Annotated in this window: 20 protein-coding genes and 1 pseudogene; 19 read left to right on the forward strand and 2 right to left on the reverse strand. The window is 32.9% G+C overall.

Annotated features, from left to right (window positions below):
• Positions 1-124: 124 nt before the first annotated feature.
• From uvrA to IFB02_RS10965, 3 genes are all read left to right on the forward strand, one after another.
• Complete coding sequence (uvrA, locus tag IFB02_RS10955; protein WP_191072760.1) at positions 125-2,959, forward strand: excinuclease ABC subunit UvrA; 2,835 nt, start codon at positions 125-127, stop codon at positions 2,957-2,959.
• Positions 2,960-3,045: 86 nt separating this feature from the next.
• Complete coding sequence (locus tag IFB02_RS10960; protein ID WP_106688395.1) at positions 3,046-3,213, forward strand: lmo0937 family membrane protein; 168 nt, start codon at positions 3,046-3,048, stop codon at positions 3,211-3,213.
• Between the two features lie 140 nt (positions 3,214-3,353).
• Entirely contained in the window at positions 3,354-4,043 is a 690-nt protein-coding gene (locus tag IFB02_RS10965; RefSeq protein ID WP_106688396.1) for an LOG family protein, read from the forward strand.
• A gap of 40 nt (positions 4,044-4,083) precedes the next feature.
• On the opposite strand, the gene IFB02_RS10970 is transcribed toward IFB02_RS10965, so the two are convergent.
• Positions 4,084-4,974, reverse strand: a complete 891-nt coding sequence (locus IFB02_RS10970; RefSeq protein WP_106688397.1) for a lysophospholipid acyltransferase family protein — start codon at positions 4,972-4,974, stop codon at positions 4,084-4,086.
• Positions 4,975-5,036: 62 nt separating this feature from the next.
• On the opposite strand from IFB02_RS10970, the gene IFB02_RS10975 reads away from it, so the two are divergent.
• On the forward strand, positions 5,037-5,687 hold the full coding sequence (locus IFB02_RS10975) for a rhomboid family intramembrane serine protease (protein ID WP_106688398.1): 651 nt from the start codon (positions 5,037-5,039) through the stop codon (positions 5,685-5,687).
• A 61-nt stretch (positions 5,688-5,748) separates the two neighbouring features.
• On the opposite strand, the pseudogene IFB02_RS10980 reads toward IFB02_RS10975, so the two are convergent.
• Positions 5,749-6,171 (reverse strand): annotated as a pseudogene (locus IFB02_RS10980) (peroxiredoxin family protein); the annotation flags it as partial.
• Between the two features lie 154 nt (positions 6,172-6,325).
• Here IFB02_RS10980 and mnmE point away from each other — a divergent pair.
• The 15 genes from mnmE to IFB02_RS11050 all read left to right on the forward strand — a co-directional run bounded on the left by mnmE (position 6,326) and on the right by IFB02_RS11050 (position 23,180).
• The gene (gene mnmE / locus IFB02_RS10985) at positions 6,326-7,732 is read left to right on the forward strand and encodes a tRNA uridine-5-carboxymethylaminomethyl(34) synthesis GTPase MnmE (protein WP_106688400.1); all 1,407 of its coding nucleotides are present in this window, start codon (positions 6,326-6,328) and stop codon (positions 7,730-7,732) included.
• 162 nt (positions 7,733-7,894) lie between these two features.
• Complete coding sequence (locus tag IFB02_RS10990) at positions 7,895-8,314, forward strand: helix-turn-helix domain-containing protein (RefSeq protein ID WP_223878836.1); 420 nt, start codon at positions 7,895-7,897, stop codon at positions 8,312-8,314.
• Positions 8,315-8,321: 7 nt separating this feature from the next.
• Positions 8,322-9,416 (forward strand): site-specific integrase, encoded by a 1,095-nt coding sequence (locus IFB02_RS10995; RefSeq protein ID WP_106688403.1) that lies wholly within the window; start codon positions 8,322-8,324, stop codon positions 9,414-9,416.
• Positions 9,416-10,363 carry a DUF6617 family protein gene (locus IFB02_RS11000; protein WP_105473072.1) on the forward strand — a complete coding sequence of 316 codons (948 nt, stop codon included), beginning with the start codon at positions 9,416-9,418 and terminating at the stop codon, positions 10,361-10,363. The genes IFB02_RS10995 and IFB02_RS11000 overlap by 1 nt, the downstream gene beginning before the upstream one ends.
• A 160-nt stretch (positions 10,364-10,523) precedes the next feature.
• The gene (locus IFB02_RS11005; RefSeq protein WP_036122936.1) at positions 10,524-10,823 is read left to right on the forward strand and encodes a helix-turn-helix domain-containing protein; all 300 of its coding nucleotides are present in this window, start codon (positions 10,524-10,526) and stop codon (positions 10,821-10,823) included.
• 20 nt (positions 10,824-10,843) lie between these two features.
• The gene (locus tag IFB02_RS11010; RefSeq protein WP_223878837.1) at positions 10,844-11,116 is read left to right on the forward strand and encodes a helix-turn-helix domain-containing protein; all 273 of its coding nucleotides are present in this window, start codon (positions 10,844-10,846) and stop codon (positions 11,114-11,116) included.
• Positions 11,103-12,011, forward strand: a complete 909-nt coding sequence (locus IFB02_RS11015) for a BT4734/BF3469 family protein (RefSeq protein ID WP_106688404.1) — start codon at positions 11,103-11,105, stop codon at positions 12,009-12,011. Before IFB02_RS11010 ends, IFB02_RS11015 begins: the two co-directional genes overlap by 14 nt.
• Positions 12,008-13,759: a DUF3987 domain-containing protein gene (locus tag IFB02_RS11020; protein ID WP_191072761.1), complete on the forward strand. Its 1,752-nt coding sequence runs from the start codon at positions 12,008-12,010 to the stop codon at positions 13,757-13,759. Before IFB02_RS11015 ends, IFB02_RS11020 begins: the two co-directional genes overlap by 4 nt.
• A gap of 156 nt (positions 13,760-13,915) precedes the next feature.
• The gene (locus IFB02_RS11025) at positions 13,916-14,236 is read left to right on the forward strand and encodes a helix-turn-helix domain-containing protein (RefSeq protein ID WP_106688406.1); all 321 of its coding nucleotides are present in this window, start codon (positions 13,916-13,918) and stop codon (positions 14,234-14,236) included.
• Positions 14,233-14,781, forward strand: a complete 549-nt coding sequence (locus IFB02_RS11030) for a hypothetical protein (RefSeq protein ID WP_106688407.1) — start codon at positions 14,233-14,235, stop codon at positions 14,779-14,781. Before IFB02_RS11025 ends, IFB02_RS11030 begins: the two co-directional genes overlap by 4 nt.
• Positions 14,782-14,799: 18 nt before the next feature.
• Complete coding sequence (locus tag IFB02_RS13990; protein WP_255457248.1) at positions 14,800-14,928, forward strand: hypothetical protein; 129 nt, start codon at positions 14,800-14,802, stop codon at positions 14,926-14,928.
• 124 nt (positions 14,929-15,052) lie between these two features.
• Positions 15,053-16,120: a hypothetical protein gene (locus IFB02_RS11035; protein ID WP_106688408.1), complete on the forward strand. Its 1,068-nt coding sequence runs from the start codon at positions 15,053-15,055 to the stop codon at positions 16,118-16,120.
• Between the two features lie 37 nt (positions 16,121-16,157).
• Entirely contained in the window at positions 16,158-18,269 is a 2,112-nt protein-coding gene (locus tag IFB02_RS11040) for a Piwi domain-containing protein (protein WP_106688409.1), read from the forward strand.
• A gap of 63 nt (positions 18,270-18,332) precedes the next feature.
• Complete coding sequence (locus IFB02_RS11045) at positions 18,333-18,728, forward strand: hypothetical protein (RefSeq protein ID WP_223878838.1); 396 nt, start codon at positions 18,333-18,335, stop codon at positions 18,726-18,728.
• 117 nt (positions 18,729-18,845) lie between these two features.
• Positions 18,846-23,180 carry a CusA/CzcA family heavy metal efflux RND transporter gene (locus IFB02_RS11050; RefSeq protein WP_106688410.1) on the forward strand — a complete coding sequence of 1,445 codons (4,335 nt, stop codon included), beginning with the start codon at positions 18,846-18,848 and terminating at the stop codon, positions 23,178-23,180.
• Position 23,181 lies beyond the last annotated feature (1 nt).

Below are 23,181 nucleotides of genomic sequence, written 5' to 3' on the forward strand. Positions count from 1 at the left end.
ACGAAAATATAAAAATTCACAAAGACTTCATTAAGAAAATGATAACTAATTGCACTTCAAAAAGAGTGATAAAAATCGTATCTTCGCAACTTTGCCAATTCACAGATATTTGCTAAAAATTGCTATGACAAATTTTGAAGAAAACATTGAAGTTAAAGGCGCAAGAGCACATAACTTAAAAAATATAGACGTTACTATTCCGCGAGAAAAACTAGTTGTAATTACTGGTTTGTCAGGAAGCGGAAAATCGTCTTTAGCGTTTGATACTATTTATGCCGAAGGACAACGTCGTTACATCGAAACATTTTCGGCGTACGCTAGACAATTTTTAGGCGGATTAGAACGACCAGATGTAGATAAAATTGATGGTTTGTCGCCCGTAATTGCTATAGAACAAAAAACAACCAGCAAATCGCCACGTTCTACCGTTGGTACCATTACCGAGATTTACGACTTTTTAAGACTATTATTCGCAAGAGGTAGTGACGCTTACAGTTACAATACAGGCGAAAAAATGGTGAGTTACAGTGATGAGCAAATTAAAAAATTAATTACCGAAAGTTATAAAGGTAAGCGCATTAACGTCTTAGCACCAGTAATTAGGTCTAGAAAAGGACATTATCGCGAGTTGTTTGAGCAAATTGCAAAACAAGGTTTTGTAAAGGTGAGAACAGATGGCGAAATTAGAGATTTGGTTAAAGGCATGAAACTAGATCGTTACAAAACGCACGATATAGAAATTGTTATAGATCGCCTTAAGATAGATGAAAATGTAGATAACGATAAGCGTTTAACCGAGACAATTAATACAGCAATGTATCATGGTGATGACGTGTTAATGGTAATTGATCAAGATACACAAGAAGCACGTTATTTTAGCCGAAATTTGATGTGTCCAAGTTCTGGGATTTCTTATCCAAATCCAGAACCTAACAACTTTTCGTTTAACTCGCCAAAAGGTGCTTGTCCAAAATGTAACGGTATAGGAACGTTGTATCAAGTTAACGAGAAAAAAATAATTCCAGACGATTCTTTATCCATAAAAGCTGGTGCATTAGCTCCTCATGGACCAGAAAAAAAGAGCTGGATTTTTAAGCAGTTTGAAACTATTGCACAACGCTATAATTTTAAATTAACAGATCCGTACAAGTCTATTCCTGACGAAGCAAAGCAAGTGATTTTATATGGCGGAAATGAGAAGTTTTCTGTTGAAAGTAAAACATTAGGCATTACTAGAGATTATAAAATAGATTTTGAAGGTGTCGCTAATTTTATTGAAAACCAATACAATACAGCAGAATCAACATCATTAAAACGTTGGGCAAAAGACTATATGGACAAAATTGAATGTCCAGAATGTGAAGGCAGTAGATTGCGTAAAGAGTCGCTTTATTTTAAAGTAAACGAAAAAAATATTGCTGAATTAGCCAATATGGACATTAGCGAGCTTTCTGCTTGGTTTGGCGATTTAGAACAACATTTAAGCAAAACGCAACTAAAAATTGCAGAAGAAATTATAAAGGAAATTCGTGCTAGAATTCAATTTTTATTAGATGTAGGATTAGATTATTTGTCGTTAAACCGAAGCTCAAAATCCTTATCTGGTGGAGAAGCACAACGTATAAGGTTAGCAACACAAATAGGATCGCAGTTAGTTGGCGTGTTATATATTTTAGACGAACCTAGTATTGGCTTACATCAACGCGATAACGAAAAGCTAATTAACAGTTTGGTGTCTTTACGTGATATTGGTAATTCGGTAATAGTTGTAGAGCACGATAAAGATATGATAGAACGTGCCGATCACGTCATAGATATAGGTCCGCGAGCAGGAAAACATGGAGGAGAAATTATAAGTGAAGGTACGCCAAATGCGTTATTAAAAGGTAACACCATTACAGCGCAATACCTTAATGGTAAAATGGAAATAGAAATCCCTAAAAAGCGTCGTGAAGGTAATGGTAAGTTTTTAGAGCTTAAAGGCTGTACAGGTAATAACTTAAAGAATGTTTCTGTAAAGTTTCCTTTAGGAAAAATGATAGGTGTTACAGGTGTTTCAGGAAGCGGAAAATCGACGTTAATTAATGAAACGTTGTATCCAATTTTAAACGCTCATTACTTTAATGGTGTTAAAAAACCAATGCCATACAAAAGCATTAAAGGTTTAGAACATATTGATAAAGTTATTGATATTAACCAATCGCCAATTGGTCGTACACCACGAAGTAATCCTGCAACCTATACCAAAACTTTTGACGAAATACGTAGTCTTTTTGCCAAAATACCAGAAGCGATGATACGTGGTTATAAACCAGGTAGATTTAGTTTTAATGTCGCTGGCGGACGTTGTGAAACCTGTAAAGGTGGCGGATTACGTGTAATAGAAATGAACTTTTTACCAGATGTTTATGTAGAATGTGAAACGTGTCAAGGTAAACGCTTTAATCGCGAAACTTTAGAAATAAGATACAAAGGAAAAAGCATTAGTGATGTATTAGATATGACCATTAATGAAGCGGTAGACTTTTTTGAAAACATTCCTAAAATTCATAAAAAACTTAAGACCATAAAAGATGTTGGATTAGGTTACATCACTTTAGGACAACAAAGTACAACGCTTTCTGGTGGAGAAGCGCAACGTATAAAATTAGCAACCGAGCTAAGTAAACGCGATACAGGAAATACTTTTTACATTTTAGATGAACCAACAACAGGACTTCATTTTGAAGATATAAGAGTGTTAATGCAAGTGTTAAATAAATTAGCAAATAAAGGTAATACCGTGTTAATTATAGAGCATAATTTAGATGTAATTAAAACGGTAGATTATATTATAGATATTGGTTATGAAGGCGGAAAAGGTGGCGGACAAGTAGTTGCTGAAGGTTCTCCAGAAGAAGTAGCAAAACATAAAAAGAGTCATACAGCACGATTTTTAAAGAAAGAATTAAACTCTTAATAATAAGCTAATTACAATTTTGTTAACACATTATGGTGTTTTGGTTATGTAACTTTATTTAACATTAACCACAAAAACCAATAATTATGAGAGGTATTCTTTGGCTAGTAGCCGTAATTTGTATAATCATGTGGGTTCTAGGATTCTTTGGAGTTGTTTCAGGAATGGGAACCGGAAGTTTAATCCATATTCTATTAGTAATTGCTGTTATAGCAATTTTATATAATATTATATCAGGAAGACGACCACTTTAAATTGTAAAACGTTTAAAAACAGAATATTAAAAAGGTTGACTAAATTTAGTCAGCCTTTTTTGTTTAAAAACTCAAAATACAACGATGTAATCCTTTTATTTCTATTAAATTTGCTTGTTTGAATTTTTTAAAATAATAATATGAGAAAAGAACAACATCCTAAAGGTTGGAATGAAAAGAAAACAAACGATTCTTGGGCGATTTTTAAAATCATGGGAGAGTTTGTTAACGGATTTGAAAAAATGAGTGCGATAGGACCAAGCGTATCTATCTTTGGATCTGCTCGTACAAAGCCAGAACATAAATACTATAAATTAGCAGAAGAAGTAGCTTCAAAAATCGTTAATGCAGGGTACGGTGTAATTACTGGTGGCGGACCAGGAATAATGGAAGCTGGTAATAAAGGAGCACATTTAGCTGGCGGAACATCTGTTGGGTTAAATATAGAATTACCTTTTGAGCAACACGATAATCCTTACATAGATTCTGATAAAAGCTTAGACTTTGATTACTTCTTTGTTAGAAAAGTCATGTTTGTAAAATACTCGCAAGGATTTGTAGTTATGCCTGGTGGATTTGGAACTTTAGATGAGTTATTTGAAGCAATTACACTTATTCAAACTAATAAAATTGAAAAATTCCCGATTATTTTAGTTGGTACCGAGTTTTGGGAAGGATTAATGGATTGGGTTAAAAAGACATTACTTGATAGCTTTGCTAATATAAGTCCTGGTGATATGGATTTAATACATTTAGTAGATACAGCAGATGAAGTTGTAGAAATTCTAGATAAATTTTATGAAGAATATAGGCTGAGTCCTAACTTTTAAAAATAAAAAAAGACCATTATTTAATGGTCTTTTTTATTTTCTATAGGAAAGCTTCTGGTACTTTATCTCTGTGTTTCCAACGTTTGTGCGTCCATAAGTAATATTCTGGAGCATCATAAATTTGTTGTTCTACCAGTTTGAAAAACTGATCTGTGATTTCGTAATCTTTATAATCATGAGGTTTTTCTGCAAGTGTAGTAATTGTAGTTTCGTAATAACCTCTTTTAACACGCTTTACAGCAAAAAATACAACAGTCATATCTAGGCGTTTAGCCATTAATTCTGCGCCAGTGTAAACAGGAACTTTAATTCCCATAAAATCTAACCAATGATAAGCTTTGTCTGGTTTTGGACTTTGGTCTGCAGCAAATCCATTTATAGTTAATTCTCCTTTATTTTTAGCTTTTTGTAAAACTTCAAAGGTTTCTTTTGTTGTTATTAAATAGGAATTATAACGTGCTCTAATTCGTTTTACTAAGCGATCAAAATATTGGTTATTTAATCGTTTGTAAATAGCATAACCAGTATAATTAATATAGGTTTGAAGAATAAAAATCCATTCCCAGCTAGCGTAATGAGCAGTCATCATAACAATGCTTCTACCTTCTTTTTCGTGTTTTTTAAGCTCTTCAATATTTTTAAAAGTGAAGCGTTTCTTCATTTCTTTTTCAGAAATAGTCATTGATTTTATAGCTTCAACAACCATATCACATAGATGATGATAGAATTTTTTTGTTATGGTTTTTATTTCAGCTTCAGATTTTTCAGGGAAAACAAGTCTTAAATTTTCCTTTACGGTTTTTTTTCTGTAGCCAATAATACGGTAGATCAAAATGTATAATCCATCAGAAAAAGCGTAAAGTAATCTAAAAGGTAAAATAGAGATTAACCACAAAAAAGGGTAGATTAATATGTAGGCAATAAATTGCATGATGCGTTCTTAGTTTAGCTTGGCAAATATATAGTATATTTGAATGAAACTTAAATATTGAAATGGGTAATTTAGCAATTGTTACAATAATTATAATCGCCGCAAACGTTATAATATCTTATAAAGGATTTGAAGATTATGGTTTTTTTGATAAGTATAAATTTAATGTTGGTGCCATAAAAAGAGGCGAACAATTTAGATTGTTTAGTTCTGGATTTTTACATGTAAATACACAACATTTGTTGTTTAACATGATTACGCTTTATTTTTTTGCTAACAATGTAATTGCTTATGTTGGCTCACTTAAATTTATAATTATTTATGTTATAAGTTTAATTGCAGGTGGATTATTGTCACTATATTTTCATAAAGATGAATATCATTACAGCGCAGTAGGCGCAAGTGGAGCAGTTACAGGTATTTTATATGCTGCAATTTTATTAAATCCAGACATGAGTTTGTATTTCTTTTTTATTCCTGTTCCAATTCCTGGTTATGTTTTTGGTATTGGATATTTGTTATATTCTATCTACGGAATGAAAAAGCGAATTGGTAATATTGGTCACGATGCACATTTTGGAGGCGCAATCGGTGGTTATGTAACTACTTTAATTCTGGTTCCTTATTTGTTTAAAATTAATTTAACAATGGTTGTTGTTTTAGCGTTACCAATTATTTTATTATTTGTAATGAAAAAGTTGGGTAAAATCTAAACAAAAAAACTTCGATGTAATATCGAAGTTCTTGATTTTCACGAAAGTGAAATAAAAAAATTTAATTCGCTAAAAGCTCAGCAACTTTATCTTCTAAAGCTTTACCACGAAGGTTTTTAGCTACAATTTTACCGTCTTTATCTAAAATGTAAGTCGCAGGAATAGATCTTACGCCATACGTTTGTGCTATAGGTTCTTGCCAACCTTGTAGGTTAGATACATGTTTCCAGGTTAATTTGTCTTGTTCTATAGCTTTTAACCATCGGTCTTTTTGTCCTGCTTTATCTAAAGACACTCCAACAATTTCTAAACCTTTGTCGTGGTATTGGTTATACATTCTAACCACGTTTGGGTTTTCTTTTCTGCAGGGTCCACACCAACTAGCCCAAAAATCTAAAATAGTTACTTTAGATTCTAAACTTGCTGTACTAAAAGAATTTCCATCAGGTGTAGGCGCAGTAAAAGTTGGTGCATAATCGCCAATGTTGGTTCCAAAAACGGTGATTTCATTATTTTCTTCTTTACAAGAAAACAATGCTAAAACCGAAATAAATAATATTAAAGTGTTTTTCATTACAAATATGTTTCCAACAAATATAAACTATAAAAGTTGAATAAAATATGCATATTTTTGCACTATGATATATAACGATACCATAGTAGCATTAGCAACCGCTTCTGGCGCTGGCGCAGTTGCCATAATTAGATTGTCGGGTAAAGATGCGATTAATATAGCAGCAGAAAACTTTAAGTCAGTAAAAGATAGTAAACGCCTAAACACACAGAAGACGCATACCATACATTTGGGATATATTATTGATGAAAACCGCGTTATAGATCAGGTTCTAGTGTCTATTTTTAAAAACCCAAATTCGTATACAGGCGAAGATGTTGTAGAAGTGTCTTGTCATGGTTCGGTATATATTCAACAAGAAATTATTCAACTATTTTTAAGAAAAGGTTGCCGAATGGCAAATCCTGGCGAATTCACTTTACGTGCCTTTTTAAACGGAAAGTTAGATTTAAGCCAAGCCGAAGCTGTTGCCGATTTAATTGCTAGTGATAATGAAGCATCACATCAAATTGCGATGCAGCAAATGCGAGGCGGATTTTCTTCTGAAATTGCTAAACTACGAGAAGAACTGTTAAATTTTGCTTCTCTAATAGAGTTAGAATTGGACTTTGCAGAAGAAGATGTAGAGTTTGCAGATCGTGATCAATTCAAGGATTTGGTAGACCGTATTTCTTTTGTGTTAAAACGTTTAATAGACAGTTTTGCGGTTGGAAATGTGATTAAAAACGGAATTCCTGTAGCAATTGTAGGCGAACCAAACGTAGGTAAATCTACATTGCTTAATGCGCTATTAAATGAAGAACGCGCCATAGTTAGTGACATTGCAGGAACAACTAGAGATACGATTGAAGATGAATTAGTGATTAATGGTATTGGTTTTAGATTTATTGATACTGCAGGAATTAGAGATACAAAAGACGTTGTAGAAAATATTGGAATTAAAAAAACTTTCGAGAAAATAGACCAAGCGCAAGTCGTTGTGTTTTTATTTTCGGCTAACGAATTTAAATCGCAAAGCGAACGTTTGATTGTAGAGGTAGAAAAGATTAAAAATAAGTTTCCGTTAAAACCGATGTTAATTGTAGCTAATAAAGTAGATCAATTATCGGAAGCAGAAAAGGATGTTGTAACGCAGTCTTTAAAAACAATCCAACATGTAGAAGCATTAACAATTTCAGCAAAAAATAATGAAGGTGTTGAAGACTTAAAAGATAAATTGATAGGTTTTGTTAATACTGGAGCATTAAACAATAACGAAACTATTGTAACAAACACGCGTCATTACGATGCTTTATTAAAAGCTTTTGAAGAAATTCAAAAAGTAAAATATGGTTTAGAAACCGGACTTTCTGGAGATTTAATGGCAATAGATATTAGACAAGCATTATTTCATTTTGGAGAAATAACAGGAGAAATTACAACAGACGATCTTTTGGGTAATATTTTTGCTAATTTCTGTATTGGGAAGTAACTTACTTTCTTTTATTTGTTAATCCCTTGTTATTGTTGATTTTATAGTGTTTTGTCTTCTTTTATTTGTTGCTTATTTACTCTTTTTTGATTAAATTTGTTGTATATCTGTTGCCTTAAATATGGATTTGTTGCCCAAATCTGTTGGCAAAATAAAGGCGAAATGATGCACCATAACGCACCACGTTGCACCATTACGCTACATAAAGCACCATTTATGAGCAGTAATTTATTCATTCCTAAAACTTGTAAGCATTGCGGTAATGCCTTCACAGCACGTACAACAGTTACTAAATACTGTGGCGATACTTGTGCAAAAAGAGCCTATAAGGCACGCAAACGTCAAGAAAAAATCCAAGCTACTCTTACTAAAGATATGCAACAGCAAAAACAAGTTGTTGAAGTTCACAATCCTAATGCTGTAAATAACAAAGATTTTTTAAGCGTAACAGAAGCCTCACAACTTATTGGCGTGAGTAGATGGACCATTCAAAGAATGATTCAACAAGGACGTTTAAAAGTAGTTCCTTTTGGTAGAAAGCGTATTGTGGCAAGATGGCAAATAGAAAACCTCTTTAATTAATTCCATTATGAAAGTAACATTAAGACAACGCAAGAAGAACTACAAAATAAGTCTGTATTTAGATTACTATCATAAAGGCAAACGTAAAACAGAATACTTACGCTTATACCTTACACCTAATCCTAAAACCAAAACTGAAAGAGAAGTTAATAAGAAAACCAAACAATTGGCTGAAACTATATGTGCACAGCGACAAATAGAAATTCAAAATGGTATTTATGGTTTTCAAGATATTGAAAAGCTAAAAGGCAGTTTTATTACTTACATCACAGCTTTAGCAGAAAAGAAAAATACAAGCTCTGGCAATTATGGTAATTGGAATAGTATGCTAAAACATTTAAAAAAGTTTTGTCCAACTGATGTTAGTTTTCAAGATATAGACAAATCATTTGTTGAGCGTTTCAAAGAGTATTTAGATAAAGATGCAATAGGTAGAGCAGGTAAGCAATTGTCTCAAAATTCAAAATATTCATATTTCGGGAAATTTTCAGCAGCATTAAAACAGGCTGTAAAGGATGGTATATTAAAAGTAAATCCTGCAAATGGTGTTGAATACTTTAAACAAGGCGAACCTCAACGAGAATTTTTAACGCTTGATGAATTACAAAAGGCAGTTAATACAGAATGTGAACTACCTATTTTAAAAAATGCTTTTATTTTTTCAGCTTTAACCGGATTACGTTGGTCAGATATTGAAAAACTAATATGGTCAGAAATCCAGCACTCTAAAGAAATGGGATATTATATCCGATTTAGACAAAAGAAAACTAAAGGTGTAGAAACCTTACCAATATCAGACCAAGCAAGAAATCTATTAGGAGAAAAAGGTAATCCAGATGATAAAGTGTTTGATGGCTTACATTATAGTGCCTGGTCTAACTTAAAGCTACAACAATGGATGATGAAAGCAGGTATTACTAAAAATATAACCTTCCATTGCGCGCGCCATACCTACGCTACCTTACAATTAACATTGGGTACAGACATATATACAGTATCAAAATTATTAGGTCATAAAGAGTTACGCACTACACAGATATATGCTAAAGTAATTGACGATAAAAAGAAAGAAGCTGCTAACCGTATTCAACTGGATTTATAATGAAAGGAAGTGTATTTTCAAGTTTGGTTTCTATAACCAATGGCTTACATAGAGATAATAGACAAAAAAAGGATTTTAAATACCTACTGTCTGATTTTAAATTGAATCCAAAAGCCAATAATGCAGTTTTTAAAGTAAACTTTAAAAAGCCTTTAAATGCGAAAAAAGAATACTACCAAAAGCTAATCTTTATTGAAACAGAAAATACAGTAGCATCATTTTCAAAAGAATTTCCCGTAAATGCAACTACACCGGAAAATAAATATAGCTATACTATTCTACTTAATAAATTTGATAAGTACTTAAATGACATTGCAACTTATATCAATAAGAGAGGAATAACAGCAGATTTAAATAATGATGATAATTATATCATAAACTACTTAAAAGTGTCTGCTATAAGATTGTATGCTGAACTACAAGAGCAATACGGTCAGTTTTCAGAAAACACAACATTTTCTATTTCAGAAATTGCAGAAAAATACTTTAATGATGAAACTTTTGATGTTAATGTGATAGAAAAGAGCACCACTAAAAAAGTTGCTACCAAAAAAACATCAAAAACGAAAGCAAAACCAAAGACTTCTTTCGGATATAAAAGTAATGACACTTCAACTTTGCTAACTGTGCTCAAACTGGTAAATCTAAAAATAGATTTGTTAGATAACCGTACAACTGTAGAACAGTTGCACGAACTCTTATTAGCAAAAGATTTCACAAATACAGAATCGCAAATTTATCTTCAATGCGAGACGACACAGTTTAGTTACCTTGTAACAAAACTTAAACCATTTTTTATTTATTTCAATCCTACGGCAATAGAACGTTCTGGAAAATTTGTTACCAAAACAGGTACGCTATTAAAGGCTAATAATCTTCACAAAAACAAAGTTCATAACCCAAAAGAAAAGGAAGAAATAGATAAAATTATCCAACAACTGCAATAAAAAACAGTAAGAATAGTAAGAAACCTTACTGTTGTCTTACCCTTGTTTTACACTCTTACTAAAATCGAGAAGCCAATTTTGAACCTTTGTCCTGTTCTTGAAAACCAAGAATGACATTTGGCCAGATGTCCATTTACTATAAACTAAAATTTTATTAGTTATGGACGAAATATTAGAACGTCTCAAAATTATTGAACAGCACGTTTTAGACAGAAACATTATTGTAAAAAACGTATTGAGCTTCAACGAAGCGTGTAAGTTTTTGGAATTATCACAATCCCATTTATACAAACTTACAAGTACAGGAACCATTCCACATTATAAACCGAATGGAAAGAAAATTTATTTTAACAGAGTCGAATTAGAAGAATGGTTATTAAGTAACCGTGTTGATTCACAAGATGAAATCGAACAGCAAGCTGCCGATTACCTAATTAAGAAAGGAGCGGTGAAGTTATGACTGAAATAATCGATTTAATCTTGGCACTCTCGCAAGATATCAAGGACTTAAAAGCACGTATCGAATTGTTGCGACAATCGAGAGCAGAAGTATTAAAGGATACGTGGATAGACAATCAAGATGTATTGCAGACTTTACATATTAGTAAGCGTACGTTGCAAACTTTAAGAACCAATGGCACTTTGCCTTACAGCAAAGTAAAAGGTAAATTTTACTATAGAGTTGCTGACATAGAGCAATTGCTTCAAGATAACTACTACAACCATAATTTCAAGCAAGATGGAAATAAGTAGAGAAGCAATTTTAGACAAAACACATTATGGTTTAAAAATCTATGCCTATGTATTGAGACAGTATTATCCTAATCAAACGGTCCTTTCTGTAAAAGGAAGGGACTGTGGGATAACTCGCAATCCATTTAATGGTGGTAAAGAAACCTTACGGATTCATATTGTTGGTATTATAGCAACACATAGAGATATAGAATTAGAGGCCTTTAAAGGTGATGTATTCGATTTTGCACAATACCATTTTAGAATAACCGATGAAGAAGAATTATTCCAGAAGATAAATCAAGAGCTACATCTAAATTTAGAAGTCAAGGGAAAAGACGAATTGGAATGGCTTAATGAACCAGACGATACCTGGTATGCCAACTGTAGCTTTTTTAAAGCACCTGTTCACAATGTGTTTCCTTCGGAAACACTGCGGTTACATCAAGTATTTGCATTAATCATAAGTGATAAATACAAAAGCATTACTGAAGATTTAAGAGCAATTACCAATGTAAAAGAAGCGCGTAAATTCAAAGCAAATCGCTTTGATTACGTAACACTTTCAGGAATATTTGAAAAACGAGGCGATAAAAATTTGCTAAAGCATTCTAATTTATTAACCATTGATTTTGACCATTTAGAGAATCTACAAGAGTTAAGAACACAGCTCTTAAATGATGAATATTTTGAAACCGAAATGCTATTCATATCACCATCTGGTGATGGTTTAAAATGGATTATTAGAATAGATATTTCAGAAGTATCACATTCAGAATATTTCACAGCAGTAGCAAATTACATTAAACACAATTATAACATTGAGGTTGACCAGTCAGGTAAAGACGTTTCCAGAGCGTGTTTTTTACCATACGACCCAACAGCCTTTTTACATAAAAGACATCAAGCATTATGACTAAAATATTTAACCCAAAAGATTGGTTAGAAGTTCCTAAAGAGCAACCTCAACCAAAAAGCAACACGGCAACAACTAATGTTGTTGCTGTTGCTGATAACGACATTGAATCCTACATTTCAGCAATCGAGCAATCAGGTTTGGACATAACAGGAAACTATGCAACTTGGAGAGATTTAGGTTTTGCTTTAGCTGAAGAATATGGAGAAACAGGAAGAGATTATTTCCACCGAATAAGCAAAAACTATGCGGGCTATGATTCAAAAGAATGTGATGAACAATTCAACAAATGCTTAAATGCAAAAGGACACGGAATTACAATTGCTACCTTTTACCATTACGCACATCAATCAGGTATCAAACCGACCAAACAACAAAACAACAACGAAGTTGCAACAAACGTTGCAACTATTGTTGATACACCCAACCAAGCAATGCCAACAATACCAGAAAAGGTATATGAGAATTTGCCACAGTTTTTACAACAAGTTGTAAACCCTGCTAATGGTCAGGAAGAAAAGGACATTTTGTTATTAGGCGCATTAACAGCATTTAGTGCGTGCTTTCCTAAACTCTTCGGAATCTATGACCAACGTAAAGTGTTTTGTAATTTATATCTATTTGTTACAGCACCTGCATCTGCAGGTAAAGGAAGACTTAACCAAATTAAAAATTTGGTAGAACCTGTTCACAAGTTAAAACGGGAACAAGCCAAAGTATTAAAACAGCAATTTCAAGCAGAAACTGCTACTTACAATATGAACAAAGGCAAAGATGAAAACTTGGAAAAACCGAGTAAACCACCAGAACGAATGCTGTTTATTCCTGCTAACAATAGTGTAACAGGCGTATATCAATTAATTTCTGATAATGATGGTAGAGGATTAATTTTTGAAACCGAAGGAGATACATTAGCACAAGCCTTTAAAAGCGATTATGGTAATTATTCCGATGGATTTCGTAAAGCCTTTCATCACGAAACCATAAGTTATTATCGTAGAACCGATAGAGAATATGTAGATATAGAAAAACCGTGTTTATCAACAGTATTATCAGGGACACCAAAACAAGTGGCAACCTTAATACCTAATGCAGAAAATGGTTTGTTTAGTCGTTTTATGTTCTACTATATGAATATCAAACCAACTTGGAAAAACGTGTTTCAAAATAGCAATAAAGTAGGTTTAGACGATTACTACAACCAATTGGGTAGCGAGTTTTTAGAACTGTACAAAACGCTAAAAAACAATCCAGAGATTGAAATACGGTTAACCACAACCCAACAACAGCAATTCAATACGTTTTTTGAATCTTTACAGACCAAATACATCAACCTACAACCCGAAGAGTACATCGCAACGATAAGGCGTTTAGGCTTAATTGCGTTTAGGATAATGATGCTATTCACAGCATTCCGAATTATGGAAGATGGTGATGTAAATGCAACTAAAGAATGTGAGGATGTAGATTTTGAAAACGCATTAACCATAATTTCAATTTTAGTAAAACACAGTAGTAAAGTATTTAACGGCTTACCAATAGAGAAAAAAGTAACAAAACGTTTAAATAGAAAAGAACGCTTTTTAGAAAGTTTACCAAAGCAATTTATCAGGCAAGATTATTTAGATTTAGCCGCAAAACAGAGCATCCCACATAAAACCGCAGAAGGCTATATTACCAAATTTGTAGAAGCAGGTTTAATACATAGAGAAGCGCACAACAACTATTCAAATCCTGCAAAGACATAGTTAAGGATTTTGAGGATTTAAGGATAAAATTGATAGGGCTTCCTTAAATCCTTAACTTCCTCATTACCTTGTTGATAACTGTTAATATCTTTTTCTTACTTCTTTCTTTCCTTTTCTTAAATTAGACAAAATTTGACAAGTCTAAATAATTCTATTATGGAGTTTGGAGAGTATATACGCTCATTGCGTGAAAAACGCAATTTGCTATTAAGAGAAATGGCTGCAAACCTAAATATGGACGTTGCTTATTTAAGTAAAATAGAACGAGGAAATCGTATGGCAAGACGCGAACAAGTAGTCGCATTTGCCAAAACATTAAAAGAAGACGAGAACGAATTAATTAAGCTATGGATGTCGGAACAAATTGTACTAATGCTAAAAAATGAAAAAGAGCGTACGGAAATCCTCAAAATAGCTGAAGAAAAAATTAGTAAGATTGATGAATTAAGTTTACTGAACATAGATGTAACATTTTGAAAAAAACTAAAAAACAAATAAAGGCTTGGGATGACTATCGACTATCATTACTGTTAGAGAAGAGTAAAAGTGATGACCATTTCGAGAAATACATTACAATAATTGCGTCTGGCGCTTTAGGTCTTACTATTACATTTATAGACAAAATAAGTCCTTTAGAAAACGCTATTTGTATTTGGATTATTTCTATTGGTTGGTTTCTGTTAACTACAACATTATTTATCAATTTATTATCGCACTATATAGCAAGTAAAAATAATACTAAAGCAGTTCAAGATATTGATGATGAAAAAGAATATGATGAGATAGTTAGTGGCATAAATTCGAGAAATAAAAAAATGAACAGATTAAATTTAGCTTCAATTTACACTTTGGCTATAGGTCTATTCTGCATATTAATATATACATCAATAAACGCATACAATGGCAAAAAAAATCACATCACAACAGAAACCCAAGACGAATACAAAACAAAATCCTGCACAAAATCGGCAGAATCAAAAAGGCAGAACGACACCATTACCAACATCTCAATTAAGCAATAAGCCTAAAAAGAAATAATTATGAAAGACAAGGACAAAAATTTACCAAAATCAAACCCTAATACAATATGGGATAATGTAGGAGCTGGTAGAACAACTACAAAGCCACCTACTTTTTTAAAACCAAAAGACTCAAAACCTAAAAAATAGACGCTATGGCAAAACAGAAAAATTCAAGTAAATCGAAAAATGTCAAAATTGATTTAGGAAGAACTACCACTAAACCATCTAATTCGCTTAAACCAAAAGATAGCAAACCTAAAAAGTAGTTATTATGGAATCGCTATCTCGCTATAAAAAAATAATCAAATGGGTGTTTTGGTTAACGTTAGCATTAATTGTATTTCTTACTTTTCAAGCTATATATGAAACAGATAATTGGAAACTCTTTGATGTAGATTTCAATACAAGAGACCATATAATATCTGCCTATGGCTCATTAATTGGTGGAATATTAGCTTTCCTGTCAATTCTTTTTGTGCTTTATCAAGTTTATGAACAGAGAGAGCAAATAATTATAGAAAGGCAAGATGCTGCTAACGATAAACAGCAAGATTTAAAAGACCGCTTGTTATTATTAACTAATTATCTGAAAACTTTAGAAAAGGACATTGTTAAGCACGGTGAAAGAATGGCGGTTTTTTATAAGTCAGAAAAAGATAAACCTTCAGCAATGAATACGATGTATTTCAATACTAATAAGAATTTTGAAAGAGTTATCGAAATGGATATTTTATCTAATTTCAAGGTTTTTCAAGCATTTTTTAGTGAAGATGCAGAAGATTGGCAAAAGCAATTCGTTAACCTTTATGAAATATCAGATTTTTACAATGAAGCGTTTAAAGATTTAAAGAAAAAATATACGTTTCATATTGAAGATAAGGTGTCAAAACAAAAACAAATTGCTGCTGATATGATGGAACTACTAAACGCTAACGCAAGATTGGTAGATGATTATAGAATAAAATTTGGTCCACAAGATTATTTATCACATCCTTGGTCAAGTCTAATTAACGAGTATAATCCGGCACATTATGGTTATTTACAGGAAATCCAAGATGCTGGTGAAGTCCCAGATTTTAGACATATTTCAGATAATCTTTTATTACCATTTATTAAAAATGCAATGGATATTAGAAGAGATGTAGGTTATGATGATTTAGGAAGTCGCGATATAATAGAATTAGCTTCTACAATAAGAAAGAAAATTTGGGATGTTGAGGTTTATAGTTTACAATACGCAGGTGATATTGAAAAACAATTTAATAATTATTTCAGTCCTGATAATGATAGTATAAATGAGCTTAAAGAAATAAAAGCAAAAATTGACGCTAAACTTTAATATATAAGAACATTTTATGTAGAAAATTATAATACCAATGCAAGAACACCTCAAAACGAACATACTTAACTTTAAATGGCCTAATAGTGCGCCTACCATTTATTTAACTTTAGAAGATATTGAAGGTAGTCATCCTATACATAAATCTAAATTTTCAAGGCAGATTAAAGAGGTGTTTCCAGATGCAGACTTATCTAACACAGACCAAATATTTACAACATTTACAACAGAAGTACCAGATGCATCAAGTATTAAACTCAATTTAGTAGATGGTAGAGAATTAAGAATATATAAGCAATACCTTAAACACCAATTAAGAAACTATTTTAAAGCAAAAGACTATGTAGTTGTAAAAAACTTTGTTGGTGATGTGCAAGTGTGGATGCCTTCTCTTAAAGGGAATACAGAACATTATAATTTATATTACAAGTTTTCATTTAAAATACAATTTGCAAAATTAACCGACTTACCAGAACTTATTGTATCGTATGATGGCACATCAAAAGTCCTTACAACGTCGGTTAAGGATATAGAGGATTCAGAGTTAATAAGGCGTTGTGTATATGGTCAAAAAACGTTCAATTACCAAATGGACCTCGACACAGAGGAAAAACAAGAATTTTACAATGCTATTCAGTTTGACCAAGCATTCCCAATTTTTAGTTTACCATTAGCACGAGCATTAGATATACCTATTGAAGAACCAGTAAGACCAGCCAACAAATACCAAAAGTATATAGCACTTATTTCCAAATTTGCAGAAAAATATTTGTTTACAGAAGAATTTAAAGCCTTATTTCCTTTTAAGGAAGATGCTTTTATAGATGTTCCTGGTAACCGAATAAACCATATAAATCCTAACTTGGGTTTATTAGAGTTTGGTAAAGACCAATATGGTAATAAGAAAACCCATCTTGTGCCTAAAAAGGCAATGAATATCCTAAATCCTTACAGACGGCCAAACAATCAAAATATCAAGATTTTTTTCATTTGCCATACCTCACATAAAGATTCTGTGTTGTCTTTCTATCAAAATCTAAAAGAAGGTGTAAATACCGCAAAAAACTATTATAAAGGATTGGAAGCCTATGTAAATATCAAGGCTACAGCTTCAAAAGAACACTTTATTGAATTCACAAATGAAAACGACCCAATTCCAGAAATCGTTCAAAAACTCGAAAGTTTAACGTTTGACCACGACAATATAAAGTATGCAGCATTTTACATCAGTCCTTTCGATAAATTTACACCACATCCAGACGATAGGGAAATTTACATCCACATTAAAGAATTGTTTTTAAATGAAGGCATTGTAACCCAAGTAGTGGATTACGAAAAAATGATTGTAAACATCCAAGACCAATACAATTTTCAGTTTTCATTACAAAATATGGCATTAGCTATTCACGCCAAATTAGGCGGAGCACCTTGGAAGCTGGCAGTAACCGATAAGAAAGAATTGGTTATAGGTGTAGGAGCATTTACCAATCAAGGCGAAAACAGAAGGTATATAGCAAGTGCTTTTAGTTTTCAAAATAATGGATTATTCAGAAATTTTGAATACTTCAACCAAAACGAAACAGAACTATTAGCAGGCAGCATATTAAAGGCAATTAGAGATTTTACGTCCGTAAGTCAAGCAGATAAAGTAGTCATTCATTTTTATAAAGAAATGAGCTATGAAGAACTAAAACCAATTATTGATGGGATGAACAAACTAAAATTAGGAGTGCCTTTATATATTTTGAATATCAATAAAACCGAAGCAGAAGACATGATTGCTTACGATGTAAATTGGGGAGATAAATTAATGCCCGTAAGTGGTACATACATTCGTATAGGTTTAAATAAATTTTTACTTTTCAATAATGCACGCTATCCAAACGACCGTTTTTATTCTGATACAGACGGTTATCCATTTCCAATAAAGATAAAAATAAGCAGTCCAGATGAAGATGCTTTTGAAGATGCAGACGTGGTTTTAGAGTTATTAACACAGGTATATCAATTTAGCAGATTGTATTGGAAATCACTTCGACAACAAAATGTACCTATTACCATAAAATACCCAGAAATGGTAGCACAAATAGCACCACGATTTAATAATGGTGTTCCAGACGATGCTAAAGATGCTCTATGGTTTTTGTAATTTACCAATCAATTTATTTGCAACACCATTGCATTCAATAATTTGTATATTTGTATAAATTATATGAAAATATTTGTTTCCATATCAATGTCTATTTTATTCTTTTTTCAAGGGATAAGCATAGATATGGACTTTTGTGGTCCAATTAAAGAAATTTCAAATGTAATTACCCATTATCAAGACCATAAAATTTATGGAGACTCTTTCCTTGATTATGTAGTTGAAGACTACATTGACGGCGATTCTAAAAATGGAGAGCATCATCATAACCCAGATAAGGAGAATACACCAGTCCATTCCCATAATCAATGTTGTCACCCTTTAGTGTTAATTATAGCTAACAATAATTTGGCTTTAACCAATCGACTAAAGTTTGAAAAGAAAAAACAATATAATTTACATAAAGTAAACTTCACTTCCAGATATTTGGAATCACTTTTCCAGCCACCTAAAGTATAATTCAGTTTTTTAAAGGATAGCTATATCCTTACGCAATGCTTTTTAACAAAAGCATTGCTTCGCTTTTATTTTGCGCGAAGCGCAAAATGATATGTTTAACTGAATTAAAATTTTACTATGATTAATAAAATCATTGATTTTTCAATCAATAACAAATTCATTATTGGTTTGCTTACGCTTACCATAATTGGAGCAGGTATTTGGAGTATGACCAAAGTGCCAATCGATGCTGTTCCAGACATTACCAATAACCAAGTACAGGTTATTACACAAGCACCTAATTTAGGTACAGAAGATATTGAACAATTTGTAACCTACCCTGTGGAAGTTGCAATGAGCAACCTGCCTGATGTAAAGGAAATTAGGTCAATCTCTCGTTTTGGCTTATCGGTTGTTACCATCGTATTCGACGATGATATGGGAACCTATCTACCTCGTCAATTAGTAGCCGAAAAACTAAACGAAGTCAAAGAACAAATTCCAGCTGGTTTTGGAGAACCTACTATGGGACCTATTTCCACAGGATTAGGGGAAATTTATCAATACACCTTAAAAGTAGCACCAGAGTATAAAGACAAATACGACATTGCAGATTTACGCTCAATGCAGGATTGGATTGTACAACGTCAAATGGCAATGGTAGAAGGTGTGGTTGAGGTTAACGCCATAGGCGGTAAAATTAAACAATACGAAGTCGCGGTTGACCCAAACGATTTAAACGCAATTGGATTGACCATTACAGATGTCTTTAATGCACTTGAAGCCAATAATCAAAATACAGGTGGTGCATATATTGAAAAGAACCATCAGGCTAATTTTATTCGTGGAGAAGGCTTGGTACGGAGTTTAGAAGACATTAAAAAAATTACGGTAAAAACCGTTAATAATATTCCTGTAACTATTAATGATATTGCAACTGTGCAATTCGGTTCTGCCATACGTTACGGTGCATTAACCCAAGATGGTGAAGGTGAAGTTGTAGGTGGATTGGTGATGATGCTAAAAGGTGCAAATTCCAATGATGTTATTGCCAATGTAAAAGAGCGAATGACTCAAATTGAAAAGTCATTACCTGAAGGTGTAATTATTGAACCCTTATTAGACCGAAGTAAATTAATTGGAGAAACAACTTCTACTGTAACCACAAATCTTATTGAAGGTGCATTGATAGTTATTTTTGTGCTTATCTTCTTATTGGGTAATTGGCGAGGTGGTTTAATCGTTGCTTCAACAATACCATTATCCTTATTATTCGCTTTTATTTTAATGAACGTGTTCGATGTTTGGGTAAACTTAATGAGTTTGGGAGCAATAGATTTCGGTATTATAGTTGATGGCGCTGTAATTATTGTAGAAAGTACAGTATTTCTCATTGCATCACAAGTACTAAAAAAGAAACAGCTTACATCCAAAGAGCGAGATAAAGTGGCGTCTAATGCTTCAAAAAAGATGATGAACGCTGCGTTTTTCGGTCAGTTGATTATCCTTATCGTTTTTCTACCCATTTTAGCCTTACAAGGTATTGAAGGAAAGATGTTTAAACCAATGGCATTGACCTTTATTTTTGCTATGATTGGTGCAATGGTACTGTGTTTAACCTATGTGCCAATGATGTCTGCTTTAGTGTTAAGAGCACCAAAAAATGATAAAAAATCTTATGGAGATAGATTTGTACATTGGGTTGAAGACAAATATCAACCTATATTGGTTAGAGCCTTGCGAAAAGGTAAATGGGTAATTGGTATTGCAGTTGTGTTGTTTGGGATAACCGTTTTTATGTTTTCAAGAATGGGTGGTGAATTTATCCCGCAACTCGATGAAGGTGATATTGCATTTCACGCTATTTTAAAACCAGGTAGTTCCCTTACTGAAACCATTGAAACTACCACTAAAATAGAGCAAATAGTAAAAGCAAAATTTCCAGAAGTAGAAAAAATTGTTAGTCGTATTGGTGTTGCCGAAGTGCCTACAGACCCAATGCCGATGGATTTTGCGGATATTTTTGTAATCCTAAAACCTAAAAGCGAATGGACAACAGTGTCTTCAAAAGATGAACTCATTGAAGAAATAAAAGAGGCAGTCGAAATTATTCCTGGCGTTAATTATGAGTTTACCCAACCTATTGAAATGCGTTTTAACGAGTTGCTTGAAGGTATTAGAGAAGATATTGCTGTTAAACTTTATGGCGAAGATATAAACATCCTCGCTCAAAAAGCAGAGGAAATATCAAAAATTATTGCAGGTACTGAAGGTATAGGTGATATGCGAGCAGAAGCTACGAAAGGATTGCCACAAATGACCATTACTTACAATAGAAATAAATTGGCACAATACGGACTTCAAATAAACACGTTAAATCAAATTGTGCAATCAGCTTTTGCAGGAGGAGTAGCAGGTACTATATTTGAAGGAGAAAAGCGATTTGATTTGGTGGTTAGGTTAAGTTCTCATAATCGTAAAGACATAACAGATGTGCAAAATTTGTTTATCAACTTACCTTCTGGTGCACAGATTCCACTTCGCGAAGTAGCTGATGTAAGTTACAAAGCAGGACCAATGCAAATAAGTAGAGACAATACCAACAGAAGAACCTATGTAGGTATCAATGTCAGAGGTCGAGATGTAAAATCGTTGGTAACTGAAATAAAATCAAAATTAGATGCACAATTGGAACTACCATCGGGTTATTTTATTCGCTATGGTGGTGCATTTGAAAATCTGGAACGTGCCAGCAACCGATTACAAACCGTTGTTCCTATCGCCTTATTACTCATATTTATACTAATATACTTTGCATTAAAATCACTACCTCAAACCTTAATGATTTATATAGCCATCCCAATGGCAACTATTGGTGGTGTAGTAGCCTTATGGTTGCGTGATATGCCATTTAGTATTTCGGCAGGTGTTGGTTTTATTGTGTTGTTTGGTGTTGCGGTATTAAATGGATTGGTAATGATAAGCGGACTCAACGAATTAAAAGAAGAAGGTGTAACCAATTTAAAGGATAGAATAGTTGAAGGTACTAAACGAAGAATCAGACCTATTATGCTAACTGCTTTTACAGATGTATTAGGCTTTCTACCAATGGCTATTTCATCATCAGCTGGTGCAGAAGTACAGCGTCCTTTGGCAACTGTAGTTATTGGTGGATTATTAACTTCAACTTTGCTTACCTTATTTGTTTTACCAATTTTATATCATTGGGTAGAAAACAAATCTTTTACGTTTAAGCCAAATAAAAAGTTAGTAACAGCAACAGCAGTTGTATTATTACTATTTGGCTTTTCACCACAAAGTAATGCACAAGAGTTGAATGATACAATTCCCGAAATTTCATTACAGGAAGCTGTTAAACTCGCAAAAAGTAATTATCCATTATTGAAGCAAAAGCAGTTGGAAATTACAAAACAAGAACAATTAAAAGCGACTGCCTATGATTTCGGAACGACTCAAATTTTTACAGGTGGAGAAGAAGTTAATAGTGGCAATGGTATTTATACAACCATAGGTATTGGTCAATCTAATATTGATGTGTTTGGTATTGGTTCAAAAAGGAAGTTACAAGAACAACGCATTCAGTTAGCACAAAAAGCCTTTCAACTTTCCGAATTGGAACTGGAATTGGAAGTAAAAAAAGCGTGGTCTAAATGCTATCAAATGAAACGGAACTATAACTTGTATAAAGAACTGGATTCCATTTATTCCAAATTTGAACAAGCAGTAGCTTTAAATTATGAAGTCGAAGCCATTTCTAAATTAGAATATTCAGCAGCAAAAAATCAAGCGTTTCAAATTCAGAATAAAAAAGCGCAAGCCTATAGTAATTATCTTATTGCCTTACAACAATTCAATTTGTGGTTGGTATCAGAAGAAGTTTTTACAGTTTCAGATGAGTTTGACGTAGTGATGGAGAATGATATGGAAACGTTCAGTATTGAAAATCATCCATTGTACAGTATGTCGCAGAACATTGTAGATGAAGCAGAAGCCAAATATAAAGCTGCAAAGGCAGATAATTTACCGAAGTTCAATCTTCAAGGTGGCTTACAGCGTGTCAATGGCAATTCAGGATTTTACACCTATCAAGCAGGAATTTCAATTCCGTTTTTATCAGGTTCTAACAAAGCACAAGTTAGAAGTGCCAGAATTGATAAAGAAATAGCAGAAACCAACGTAGCGTTCAAAAAACAGGAAGTACAATCAAGGTTTGTTCAGGCTAAAGAAAATTATTTCAAATGGAAAACGTCTTGGGAGTTTTACAAAGACCAAGTTTTACCATTAACAAAAGAGCAAAAAACAGGTGCATTACTGGCATATAGAGAAGGCGAAATTGATTATACTGCATTTACGCAGTTGATAAAAGAAGCAATTCAATCGGAACTTGAAGCACAGACTGCATTAGTAAACTATTTAGAAAGCACATTTCAATTACAATATTTTAATCAATAAG

This window comes from Mesoflavibacter profundi, from assembly GCF_014764305.1.
Classification (GTDB): Bacteria; Bacteroidota; Bacteroidia; order Flavobacteriales; family Flavobacteriaceae; genus Mesoflavibacter; species Mesoflavibacter profundi.

Bases quoted from the DNA above. Each gene is read 5' to 3' on its own strand.
- uvrA (WP_191072760.1), top strand. From the start codon at position 125: ATGACAAATTTTGAAGAAAACATTGAAGTTAAAGGCGCAAGAGCACAT.
- IFB02_RS10960 (WP_106688395.1), top strand. From the start codon at position 3,046: ATGAGAGGTATTCTTTGGCTAGTAGCCGTAATTTGTATAATCATGTGG.
- IFB02_RS10965 (WP_106688396.1), top strand. From the start codon at position 3,354: ATGAGAAAAGAACAACATCCTAAAGGTTGGAATGAAAAGAAAACAAAC.
- IFB02_RS10970 (WP_106688397.1), bottom strand. From the start codon at position 4,974: ATGCAATTTATTGCCTACATATTAATCTACCCTTTTTTGTGGTTAATC.
- IFB02_RS10975 (WP_106688398.1), top strand. From the start codon at position 5,037: ATGGGTAATTTAGCAATTGTTACAATAATTATAATCGCCGCAAACGTT.
- mnmE (WP_106688400.1), top strand. From the start codon at position 6,326: ATGATATATAACGATACCATAGTAGCATTAGCAACCGCTTCTGGCGCT.
- IFB02_RS10990 (WP_223878836.1), top strand. From the start codon at position 7,895: ATGATGCACCATAACGCACCACGTTGCACCATTACGCTACATAAAGCA.
- IFB02_RS10995 (WP_106688403.1), top strand. From the start codon at position 8,322: ATGAAAGTAACATTAAGACAACGCAAGAAGAACTACAAAATAAGTCTG.
- IFB02_RS11000 (WP_105473072.1), top strand. From the start codon at position 9,416: ATGAAAGGAAGTGTATTTTCAAGTTTGGTTTCTATAACCAATGGCTTA.
- IFB02_RS11005 (WP_036122936.1), top strand. From the start codon at position 10,524: ATGGACGAAATATTAGAACGTCTCAAAATTATTGAACAGCACGTTTTA.
- IFB02_RS11015 (WP_106688404.1), top strand. From the start codon at position 11,103: ATGGAAATAAGTAGAGAAGCAATTTTAGACAAAACACATTATGGTTTA.
- IFB02_RS11020 (WP_191072761.1), top strand. From the start codon at position 12,008: ATGACTAAAATATTTAACCCAAAAGATTGGTTAGAAGTTCCTAAAGAG.
- IFB02_RS11025 (WP_106688406.1), top strand. From the start codon at position 13,916: ATGGAGTTTGGAGAGTATATACGCTCATTGCGTGAAAAACGCAATTTG.
- IFB02_RS13990 (WP_255457248.1), top strand. From the start codon at position 14,800: ATGAAAGACAAGGACAAAAATTTACCAAAATCAAACCCTAATACAATA.
- IFB02_RS11035 (WP_106688408.1), top strand. From the start codon at position 15,053: ATGGAATCGCTATCTCGCTATAAAAAAATAATCAAATGGGTGTTTTGG.
- IFB02_RS11040 (WP_106688409.1), top strand. From the start codon at position 16,158: ATGCAAGAACACCTCAAAACGAACATACTTAACTTTAAATGGCCTAAT.
- IFB02_RS11045 (WP_223878838.1), top strand. From the start codon at position 18,333: ATGAAAATATTTGTTTCCATATCAATGTCTATTTTATTCTTTTTTCAA.
- IFB02_RS11050 (WP_106688410.1), top strand. From the start codon at position 18,846: ATGATTAATAAAATCATTGATTTTTCAATCAATAACAAATTCATTATT.